We start from the raw sequence: 10610 nt of genomic DNA, 5'->3' as shown, positions 1-10610 counted from the left end.
CCCCCCCCCCCGCCCACGACGACCACGGGCGGCCTCGAGCCGCCCGGACGCAGAACGACGAACGACAGGGAGTGACCTCGTGAGCTGGCTGGACGAGAAGGCAGTGGCGGTGATCACCGGCGCAGCCGTCGGCGACGCGCTGGGTGGGGCGACCGAGGGGTGGACCCCGGAGCAGATCGAGGAGCGTCACGGCGGACGGGTCACCGGCATCGTCGGGCCGTTCTACCCGAACTGGCAGGACGCCCGCCCCATCGCGCCGTACCACAAGGGCGACGGCCACATCACGGACGACACCCTCATGACCCAGGCGCTCGTCGAGGTCTACGCCAAGCGCCGGGCGCACCTCGACGCGTACGCCGTGGCCGAGGACCTGGTCCCGCTCATGATCGGCGAGCCCCGCTGGATCCCCGAGCTCGAGTCGACGGCCCTGCTGCTGCAGCGCGTGTTCCTCGCGGAGAAGTGGATCGTCGCGCGGCTCCACTACGGGCACGTCGACCCGCGCGAGGCCGGGGTCGGCAACATCGTCAACTGCGGCGCGGCCATGTACGTGGCCCCCGTGGGGCTGGCCAACGCGGGTGACCCGCGCGGCGCGTACGCCGAGGCGATCGACCTCACGGGCGCCCACCAGGCGAGCTACGGTCGCGAGGCTGCGGGCGTCTTCGCCGCCATGGTCGCCGCGGCGGTCGCCCCCGGTGCGACCGTCGAGGACGTCGTGGCGGCCGCGCTCGACGTCGCGCACGACGGGACGCTCGCCGCGCTGCGTGCGGTCGTCGACGCTTTCGAGGGCTGGACCTCGGTCCCCACGACCGACGAGGAGGAGCGCGCGCTCGCCCGCAAGGTCCGCGAGGTCGTGGCCCCCTTCGACTCGGTGGGCCCCGAGTACCGGCAGATGTCGATGGACGCGCGCCGCCCCTCGCGCACCAAGGCCATCGAGGAGCTGCCCGCGGCGCTCGGGTTCGTGCTGGGCCACCGCGGCGACTTCCGCGGCGCGGTGCTCGGCGCGGTCAACTACGGGCGCGACGCCGACTCGATCGCCGTCATGGCGGGTGCGATCACGGCCGGGCTCGGCGGGACCGAGGTCGTGCCGACCGAGTGGCTCGACGAGATCGAGCGCGCGAGCCGCACCGACGTCCGGGCGACCGGGCGCCTCATGGGGCAGGTCGCGGGCGACATCCTGCGCGCCGACCGCGAGGCCGCGAAGGCCCGCCTCCTGGCTCTCGACGAGATCGAGGCCGCGACGGTGGGAGCCCCGGCGTGAGACTCACCTGGGGACAGCCCGAGGACCTGCTTGCGCACGAGCTCGTCCAGTCGACGATCGAGGGCAAGGACGTCTCGGGCGTCGTCGCACGGTGGACCGCGGCGGGCGGCGACACCGTCCCGGCCGTGAGCGGCGCGGGCCCCGTGCCCGCGCCCCCGGCGCTGCGCGCCCTGGCGCGCGAGCTCCTCGACGAGCTCGACGCCCTGCCCGCGGCGCCGGCCCCGGCCGAGCCGGACGGGTGGGCGCGGATCGCCGCACTCCTCCCGGCAGCCCCGGTTCTCCCCACGGTGCCCGACGGCGAGCTCGCGCGCCGCGTGCACGGCGCCTGGACCGGACGCTCGGCAGGGTGCCTCCTGGGCAAGCCCGTCGAGAAGATCCCGCGCCAGGGCATCGAGGAGATCCTGCGGGCCACAGGTCGCTGGCCCCTCGCGACGTGGTTCACGGCGGTCGGACTGCCCGACGACGTCGCGGCGCGCTGGCCCTGGAACCGGCGCAGCGCCCCGACCTCGCTCGAGGAGAACATCGACGGGATGCCCGAGGACGACGACCTCAACTACCCGATCCTCGCGCTCGCCCTGCTCGAGAAGCACGGCACGGGCTTCACGACCGACGACGTCGCCCAGCTCTGGCTCGACAACCTGCCCGCGGGGCGCGTCTTCACCGCGGAGCGCGCGGCGTACCGCAACATCCTCGACGCGCGTCCCGTGCCCGAGACCGCGACGCACCAGAACCCGTTCCGGGAGTGGATCGGTGCGCTCATCCGCACCGACGTGCTCGGGTGGGTCGCCCCCGGCGACGTCCGGAGCGCGGCGTACCTCGCATGGGTCGACGCGCGCCTGAGCCACACGCGCAACGGCGTCTACGGCGCCATGTGGGCGGCGGCGCTCGCCTCGGCGTCGATGGTCTGCGCGAGCGTCGAGGACGTGCTCGACGCGGCCCAGACCGTGCTCCCTCCCGACAGCCGGATCGCGCAGGCCGTGCGCCTGGGCCGCGAGGCCGCGCTGGACGGGGACGTGAGCGTCGGCCTCGACCGGATCCACGCCGCCTACGGGGACCTGCACTGGGTCCACGTGCTCAACAACGCGGCTGTGATCGCGTACGCCCTGACCAAGGGTGCAGGGGACTTCGGGACGAGCGTCTCGATCGCGGTCACCGCGGGCTGGGACACCGACTCGGCCGCCGCGACCGTGGGCGGCGTCGTCGGGGCCCTGCTCGGGACCGACGGGATCGGGCAGGCATGGACCGGACCGGTCGACGGCCGCATCGCGACCTCGCTCCCCGGCGGGGAGCAGCGCATCGACGACCTCGTCGCCCGGACGCTCGCGCTGCGGCTCACGGAAGCCGTGGTCCCGGTGGCCGACCCTGCTGATCCTGCCGACGCTGCCGGCACTGCGAGGGTCGGCGCATGAGCCCCGACCCGAGCACGCACCGCCGGGGGCGCGTCGTCGTCGTCGGTTCGGCCAACGTCGACCTCGTGGTCGACGTCCCCCGGCACCCCGGCGGCGGCGAGACGATCCTCGGCGGCGACCTACGCCGCAGCCCTGGCGGCAAGGGGGCCAACCAGGCCGTCGCCGCGGCCAGGGCGGGCGGCGCCGACACGACGTTCGTCGGGGCCCTCGGCCGCGACGAGTCGGGCGAGCTGCTGCTCGCCTCGCTCGACGGCGCAGGGGTGCGTACCGACCTCGTCGGACGCACCGCGGCGCCCACGGGCACCGCGCTCATCACGGTCTCGCCCGACGGCGAGAACGCGATCGTCGTCGCCCCGGGTGCGAACGCGCACGTGCGCATCGGCCCGGAGCAGGCCGAGCGGATCGGGGCCGCGGACGTCGTCCTGACGCAGCTCGAGATCCCGCTCGACGTCGTCCTCGCCGCGGGTGCCGCCCGCCGGCCGGGGGCTGTGCTCGCGCTCAACGCGGCACCGTCCCGCGACCTGCCCGACGCGATGTGGGCCGCGTTCGACCTGTTGATCGTCAACGAGCACGAGGCACGCGACCTCGCGGGGGAGGCCGCCGACGCCGCCGGGGCCGGTGCCCCGGTCGATCCCACCAGCCCCGCCGACCCGGCCGCCCCCACCGACCCCGTCGACGCCGCCGAGCACCTGGCCGCGACCCTGCTCGCCAGGGTGCCCGCCGTCGTCGTGACGCTCGGCGGTGCAGGGTGCCTCGTCGCCCAGCGCGGCTCGGCCCCCGTCCGCCTCGCGGCCCCGCGCGTCGACGCCGTCGACACGACCGGCGCGGGCGACACGTTCTGCGGCGTGCTCGCCGCCGCCCTCGCGGGCGGGTCCACCCTCGTGGACGCCGCCCGGACCGCCTCGTTCGCGGGCGCTCTGGCCGTGACCCGGCCCGGGGCCCAGGACGCCGTGCCCACGGCCGACGAGGTCGCCACCTTCGCCCACCCGGAGCAGCAGCCATGAGCTACACGTTCGACCCGCTCGTCCCCCGCCCCATCGACCTCCCGACGGTCGTCCCGCTCGACGCCGCCACCGATGCCACCGACGCCACCACCGACACCGCGCAGGACCTCGCCGCACTCGACCAGGCGAAGATCTTCGCCGCGCCCGACGACCCCGCGCAGTGGGCCGCGTGGCGCGAGCGGCTCGAGGCGTGGCGTACCGACGCGCGCGAGCGCCACGGCTTCACGGGCGCCGTGTACGAGCGACCGCAGGCCGCGTGGGCCGCGAGCTGCTTCACGATCGCGCAGGTCTGGCTGTGGGACGAGCTGCTCTACTCGTTCGAGGAGAACCGCTTCACACCCGAGCGCTTCCTGGCCGACGCGCGCGAGCGCTTCGCGGACCTCGACGCCGTGGTGCTGTGGCACGCGTACCCCGTCATCGGGATCGACGACCGCAACCAGTGGGACTTCTACCGTGACGTCCCGGGCCTCACGGGGCCGGGTGGCCTGGTCGCGACCCTGCACGCCGCGGGCCTGCACGTGTTCGTCGACTACAACCCGTGGGACACGGGCACGCGCCGCGGGGAGGACGACCTGTCCGAGCTCGCCGCCGTCGTCGCGGACCTTCCCGCCGACGGCGTCTTCCTCGACACGCTCAAGAAGGCCGAGCCCGAGCTCGTCGAGCGGCTCGAGGCCGCCCGGCCGGGCATCGTCCTGGAGGGCGAGTCCAAGCTCGCGGTCGAGCGCATCGAGGACCACTCGTCGTCGTGGGCGCAGTTCTTCGCCGACTCGTCCGTGCCGGGCGTGCTGCGCGCGCACTGGTACGAGCGCCGCCACATGCAGCACCACGTGCGCCGCTGGAACCGCGACCACACCGACGAGCTCCAGTCCGCCTGGATCAACGGTGTGGGCGTCATGGTGTGGGAGGTCGTGTTCGGGGTGTGGGTCGGGTGGAGCGAGCGCGACGCCGCGACCCTGCGCCGCATGGTCACGGTCCAGCGCGCCGCCAAGGACCTGCTGCTCGACGGCGGATGGACCCCGCTCACGGACCTCGCCCCCGAGGCGCGCGAGGCGGGCGTGCACGCGTCGCTGTTCTCGCACGAGGGCGTCTCGCTGTGGACGCTCGTCAACCGCGGCGAGGACGACTGGACGGGCCCGGTCCTCACGGACGCCCCCGCCGGCCGCCTGATCGACCTGACCGGCCTGGCGGCCCCTGCCGCCCCCACCGACCCGACCGGTTCGCCGGTCGACACGACCGGTGGCACCGTCGACGGAGCCGGTGCCATCGCTCCATCCGTCACGGTCCCGGGGCGCGGCATCGCCGCGCTCGTGCACGTCGCGCCCGGCGCCGCCGAGCCCGACTGGCTCCCCGGCCTGGTGGAGGACATGCGCCGCCACGCACCGAGCGCGGACGCACGGTTCCCGCACCGCCTCGCGCGCCGGATCGTGCCGCAGGCCCCGGCGGCCCGGCCCGCAGACGCCGCACCGACCCACCCCGGGACCGGGGCGGGCCAGGACGCCGAGGCGAGCGCCGTCGTCGTGCCCGCGGGGCCCTACGTCCTGACCGTGCGCTACCGCGCCCGCGAGACCGGGATGTACCAGGGCGCGCCCTACGTCGAGGAGTGGAAGCCCCTCGCACCGCGGCTGCACGACCCGCGCACGCTCCAGCGCGACGGCGAGCTCGCCGCTCCCGTCGCGGTCGCGGCCACCGAGGTCACCAACGCGCAGTTCGCACAGTTCCTCGACGCGACCGGCTACCGGCCGGCCACCCGACACCGGTTCCTCGCGCACTGGGTCGCCGGCCGACCGCCCGCGGGGCGCGAGGACGAGCCCGTGACGTTCGTCGACCTCGACGACGCACGCGCCTACAGCGCGTGGCGAGGGGGCCGGCTCCCGAGCGAGGACGAGTGGCAGCTCGCGGGCGAGACCGGCGGACTGCTGCGCGGTGCCCCCGTCGTGTGGAACTGGACGGAGAGCGAGCACAGCGACGGCCGCACGCGGTACGTCATGCTCAAGGGCGGCGCGGACCACGAGTCGGTCGGCTCCGAGTGGTACTTCGACGGCGGCGTCCAGCGCCCCGAGTTCAGCGCCAAGCTGCTCCTGCCGGGCCTGGGCCTGGCGCGCAGCTCGAGCATCGGCTTCCGGTGCGCGTGGACCGTGGACGAGGTGACGGCATGACGGTCTCGCGCGACCCCCAGGACGGCGCGCTCGCGGGCCTCAAGGTCGTCGACGCCTCGACCCTCTTCGCGGGGCCCATGGCCGCGATGCACCTCGGCGACATGGGCGCCGACGTGATCAAGGTCGAGCACCCCACCAAGCCCGACCCCTCGCGCGGGCACGGCGCCGCGAAGGACGGCGTCAACCTCTGGTGGAAGACGCTCGGCCGCAACAAGCGGACCGTGACCGTCAACCTGTCGAGCGACGGGGGCCGGGAGGTATTCCTGGCGCTCGCGGCCGAGGCCGACGTCGTGATCGAGAACTTCCGGCCCGGGACGCTCGAACGCTGGGGCCTGGGCTACGAGGAGCTCTCGGCGCACAACCCGCGCCTCGTGCTTGCGCGCATCAGCGGGTTCGGGCAGGTGGGGCCGTACCGGTCGCGTCCCGGCTTCGGGACGCTCGCCGAGGCCATGAGCGGGTTCGCGGCCATGACGGGCGAGGCGGACGGCCCGCCGACCCTGCCGCCGTTCGGCCTCGCGGACGGCGTCGCGTCGCTCGCGACCGCGTTCGCGGTCATGGTCGCGCTCCAGAGCCGCGAGCGCTCGGGGCGCGGCCAGGTCGTCGACACCGCGATCATCGAGCCCATCCTGGCCATGCTCGGGCCGCAGATCACGCGCTGGGACCAGCTGCGGACCGTGCAGCCGCGCACGGGCAACCGCTCGGCGAACAACGCGCCGCGCAACACGTACCGCACGAGCGACGGCCAGTGGGTCGCGGTCTCGACCTCGGCGCAGTCGATCGCGGAGCGCGTCATGCGCCTCGTGGGGCACCCCGAGGTCATCGACGAGCCGTGGTTCGCGGTGGGCGCCGAGCGCGCCCAGCACGCCGACGAGCTCGACGCGGCCGTGGGCGGGTGGATCGCGCAGCGCACGCGCGACGAGGTCGTGGCGGCCTTCGAGGAGGCGCAGGCCGCGGTCGCGCCCATCTACGACGCGCAGGACATCGTGGGGGACCCGCAGTTCCAGGCGCTCGGCACGCTCCACGAGATCGAGGACCCCGAGCTCGGGCCCATGCTCATGCAGGGACCGCTGTTCCGGCTCTCGGACCACGACGGCGTCATCGGGTTCACGGGCCGCGCGCACGGCGCCGACACCGACGAGGTGCTGGGCGAGCTGGGCTTCGACGCCGAGCGCGTCGCCGCGCTGCGGGAGGCGGGGGCCGTATGAGCACCCCGCCGCTCACGCTGCTCTACGCCCCGGGAGACCGGCCCGAGCGCGTCGCCAAGGCGTTCGCGACGTCCGCCGACGTCGCGATCGTCGACCTCGAGGACGCGGTCGCCCCGGCGGCCAAGGAGTCCGCGCGCGCCTCGGCCATGGCGCTGCTGGCCGAGGTCTCGCGCCGCGTCCAGGTGCGCGTCAACCAGCGCGGCACGCCCTGGCACGCCGACGACGTCGCGGCGGTCGCGATGCTGCCCCGCGCCGTGGGGGCTCGCGTGCCCAAGGTCGAGTCGGCCGACGAGGTCCGCGACCTCGCCGCCGCGCTGCCCGGGCGCGACCTGCACCTGCTGATCGAGTCGGCGCTCGGGGTCGAGCGCGCGTTCGAGATCGCGTCCGCCTCGCCCCAGGTGGCGTCGGTCGGCCTCGGCGAGGCCGACCTGCGCTCGGACCTGCGCGTGGACGACGACGGCGCGCTGGCCTGGGTGCGCAGCCGCCTCGTGGTCGCAGCGCGGGCCGCGGGCCTCCCGTCGCCGTCCATGTCGGCGTACACGCACGTCAAGGACCTCGACGGGCTCGTGGCCTCGTGCCGTGCGGGCCGTGCGCTCGGCTTCCTGGGGCGCACCGCGATCCACCCCGTCCAGCTCGACCCCATCCGCGAGGCGTTCCTCCCGAGCACCGACGAGGTGTCGCGGGCGCGCGAGGTGCTCGACCGCGTCGGCACCGCGGCCGCGCGCGGGGTCGGGGCGATCGCGCTCCCCGACGGCACGTTCCTCGACGTCGCGATGGTCGAGCGCGCACGCTCGGTCCTCGCGGTCGCGGGGGAGGCGACGGCCTGAGCGCTGTTCTCCCGGGGGCCGCCCGCGCACCGGCGCGCGAGCGGGCCCCGTCTGCTCCACCTGCACCGAGGTACCCGCACGAACCGATCCACCTGCACGCACCGACGAACCGCCTGATCACGCTTCTCGAAGGAGAGAACGATGACCACAGTGCCCCTCCCGACGACACCACCGCGCGTCCCTCGCTCGCGACGACGGATCGCCGCCCTCCTGGCCGGGGTGGTGGGAGCGGGCGGCGTCGTCGTCGGGCTCCCGCTCGCCGTGGCCGGGCCCGTCGCGGCCGCTGAGCAGGGCACGCTCGTGCCCGGCAGCGCGCCCTCCGAGGCGCTCGGCGCGGGCGGCGCTGTCGACTACACGGTGTACCTCCCGCCGGGCTACGACGAGGACGCCGAGCAGCGGTACCCGACCGTCTACCTGCTGCACGGGCGCGGCGACACGCAGGCCGCGTGGCAGCGCGTCGCGACCGACCTCGACGAGCTCATCGGCACCGAGGCGATCCAGCCCCTGGTCGTGGTCATGCCCGACGCGCCCTGGAACGACCGGGGGAGCTGGTACACGGACTCGGCCTACGAGGGTTCCGCGGACTCCGCTGACGGTGCGGGTCTCCAGGTCGAGACCGCGCTCACGCGCGACCTGGTCGGGCACGTCGACGCGACCTACCGGACCGTCGCCGACCGTGAGGCACGCGCCGTCGGCGGCTACTCCATGGGCGGGGCGGGCGCGCTGCGCCTGACCCTCGCGCACCAGGACGAGTTCTCGGCGGGCATCGTGCTGAGCCCCGCGGTGTACGTCCCCCAGCCCCCCGCGGACTCCTCCGTCCGTGACCACGGGGGCTACGGCGTCGGGCACGAGCTGTTCTCGCCCGAGCGGTACACCGAGCTCTCGTACCCGGCGGCGCTCGCTGCGCTCGACCCGGCCCTGCCCGTGCACCTGTTCGTCGCGGTCGGCGACGACGAGTGGGCCAACCCCGACCCCGCCGAGGCCAGCCACGACATCGACTTCGAGTCCGCCCGGCTCTACAACACCGCGCGCCGCGTGCCGGGGGTGACGGCCGAGCTGCGGGTCATGAACGGCGGCCACGACTGGGACGTCTGGCAGCCCGCGTTCCGCGAGGCGATCGTCGACGTGTCCTCGCGCCTGCGCACCGAGCCCACCGTGCCGTGGGACGCCGAGCTGCTCGGCTCCGCGGGCGACGACCGCGCGGGCGGCATCCTCACCACGCCCGACGGCGGCACGACCGTCGCCCTGAACCTCGCCGGGGCGTGGGCCGGGTCGCAGCCCGCGGGCGGCCTCGACGTCGTGCTCGCCCGCCGCGACGCGGACGGTGCGCCCCAGTGGCAGCACCCGATCGCGACGGCCGCCGACGAGCGCGCGTACGGCGTGGTTGCCGGACGGGCCGGGACGACGCTCGTCGCCGGGTACACCAAGGGGGACCTCGACGGGAAGCACCCGGGCTCGACGCGCGACGACGGGTTCGTCGCGGCCGTGACCGCCGCGGGCGAGCGCGCCTGGACGCTCCAGACGGGCGACCCCGCCGCGGCCGACCGCTTCTACGCCGTCTCGTCCGACGGGGCGGGCGGCGCCTACGTCGCCGGGTACACGAGCGGGACCGTCCCCGGCGGGACGAGCGCGGGGGACAAGGACGCGATCGTCGGGCGCGTCTCGGCCGGAGGCGAGCTCCTGTGGCTGCGCCAGGTCGGCGGGGCGGGCGAGGACAAGGCCCTCGCCGTGGCCCCCGGCCCGGACGGTTCCGTGTACGTCGGCGGGGTCGCGGGGCAAGGCATGCCCGGCGCACAGGCGGCCGGCGCCAACGACGGCTGGGTCGCGCGGTACGACGGCGCGGGCGAGCTCGTGTGGCTGCGCGGTGTCGCGACGTCGGCCAACGACCAGGTGAGCGGGCTCGTGGCGCGGGCCGACGGCTCGGTCGTCGCCGTGGGGCACACGCGTGGCGCGCTCGGCGGGGAGTCCGCAGGGGACAACGACGTGTTCGCGCGGGCGTTCGACGCGCGCGGCGAGGTCCTGTGGACGACGCAGACCGGCACGGCGACCGACGACCGCGGCGTGACCGGCGTCGCCGGGGCCGACGGCACCGTGCTCGTCGTGGGCACGACGTACGGGGCGCTCGGCACGCCGGTCGGCGGCGTGGACGTGTTCACGGTGGCGCTCGCGGCCGACGGCACGCCCGGGGCCGTGACCCAGCTCGGGACGCGTGAGCGCGACGGGGCCGACGAGTGGGACGACGCGAACCTGTTCGCCGCGGCGGCCCCCGGCGTGGACGGCGCGTGGTTGAGCGGTCTGACGTTCGGGGCTCCGGCCGGCCTGGTGAACGCCGGGGCAGGGGACGTGTTCGTGACCCGGGTCGAGTTCGCGACCGGGCCGTCGGTGCCCTCGACCGAGGTCGGCGTCGAGGCGACGGCGCGCTGCGTCGGGGGCAGGGCGCAGGTCTCGGTGCGAGCCCTCAACGGCGGCGACCACCCCGTGGACGTCGCGGTGTCGACGCCGTTCGGGAGCAAGAAGTTCACGGCCGTCGGGGCCGGGAAGAGCGCGCAGCAGACGTTCTCCGCCCGTGTGCCGGCGATCGAGGCGGGGGCGGCGACGGTCACCGTGCTCGAGCCGTCGGGGCCGGTCGAGGTCCTCGCGCCGTACGCGGCGGTGGACTGCGGGGCCTGACGGGGCCAGCCGCGGGAACCTGAGCGCCGAGCGTGCAGTTCGGGTCGTCGTCGAGCGTCGGTGACAGCCCGAACAGCACGC

Annotated in this window: 7 protein-coding genes; all 7 read left to right on the top strand. The window is 75.5% G+C overall.

Annotation, left to right across the window (positions count from 1 at the left end; genetic code table 11):
• Positions 1–79: 79 nt before the first annotated feature.
• The gene (locus H9652_RS02345; protein WP_191794486.1) at positions 80–1258 is read left to right on the top strand and encodes an ADP-ribosylglycohydrolase family protein; all 1179 of its coding nucleotides are present in this window, start codon (positions 80–82) and stop codon (positions 1256–1258) included.
• Positions 1255–2667, top strand: coding sequence for an ADP-ribosylglycohydrolase family protein (locus tag H9652_RS02340; RefSeq protein WP_191794485.1), 1413 nt, complete (start codon positions 1255–1257; stop codon positions 2665–2667). The genes H9652_RS02345 and H9652_RS02340 overlap by 4 nt, the downstream gene beginning before the upstream one ends.
• Positions 2664–3671, top strand: a complete 1008-nt coding sequence (locus tag H9652_RS02335; RefSeq protein WP_191794484.1) for a ribokinase — start codon at positions 2664–2666, stop codon at positions 3669–3671. Before H9652_RS02340 ends, H9652_RS02335 begins: the two co-directional genes overlap by 4 nt.
• The gene (locus H9652_RS02330) at positions 3668–5827 is read left to right on the top strand and encodes an SUMF1/EgtB/PvdO family nonheme iron enzyme (protein ID WP_191794483.1); all 2160 of its coding nucleotides are present in this window, start codon (positions 3668–3670) and stop codon (positions 5825–5827) included. The genes H9652_RS02335 and H9652_RS02330 overlap by 4 nt, the downstream gene beginning before the upstream one ends.
• The gene (locus tag H9652_RS02325) at positions 5824–7032 is read left to right on the top strand and encodes a CaiB/BaiF CoA transferase family protein (protein ID WP_191794482.1); all 1209 of its coding nucleotides are present in this window, start codon (positions 5824–5826) and stop codon (positions 7030–7032) included. The genes H9652_RS02330 and H9652_RS02325 overlap by 4 nt, the downstream gene beginning before the upstream one ends.
• Positions 7029–7859 carry an HpcH/HpaI aldolase/citrate lyase family protein gene (locus tag H9652_RS02320; protein WP_191794481.1) on the top strand — a complete coding sequence of 277 codons (831 nt, stop codon included), beginning with the start codon at positions 7029–7031 and terminating at the stop codon, positions 7857–7859. The genes H9652_RS02325 and H9652_RS02320 overlap by 4 nt, the downstream gene beginning before the upstream one ends.
• A 141-nt stretch (positions 7860–8000) precedes the next feature.
• Positions 8001–10529, top strand: coding sequence for an alpha/beta hydrolase-fold protein (locus H9652_RS02315; RefSeq protein WP_191794480.1), 2529 nt, complete (start codon positions 8001–8003; stop codon positions 10527–10529).
• Positions 10530–10610 lie beyond the last annotated feature (81 nt).

The sequence above is a fragment of the Oerskovia rustica genome (assembly GCF_014836555.1).
Classification (GTDB): Bacteria; Actinomycetota; Actinomycetes; order Actinomycetales; family Cellulomonadaceae; genus Oerskovia; species Oerskovia rustica.
This window is presented reverse-complemented; position numbering and strand designations above follow the sequence as displayed.

Excerpts from the sequence above, each read along its gene's own strand:
- H9652_RS02335 (WP_191794484.1), top strand. The coding sequence starts at position 2,664 with ATGAGCCCCGACCCGAGCACGCACCGCCGGGGGCGCGTCGTCGTCGTC.
- H9652_RS02330 (WP_191794483.1), top strand. The coding sequence starts at position 3,668 with ATGAGCTACACGTTCGACCCGCTCGTCCCCCGCCCCATCGACCTCCCG.
- H9652_RS02325 (WP_191794482.1), top strand. The coding sequence starts at position 5,824 with ATGACGGTCTCGCGCGACCCCCAGGACGGCGCGCTCGCGGGCCTCAAG.
- H9652_RS02320 (WP_191794481.1), top strand. The coding sequence starts at position 7,029 with ATGAGCACCCCGCCGCTCACGCTGCTCTACGCCCCGGGAGACCGGCCC.
- H9652_RS02315 (WP_191794480.1), top strand. The coding sequence starts at position 8,001 with ATGACCACAGTGCCCCTCCCGACGACACCACCGCGCGTCCCTCGCTCG.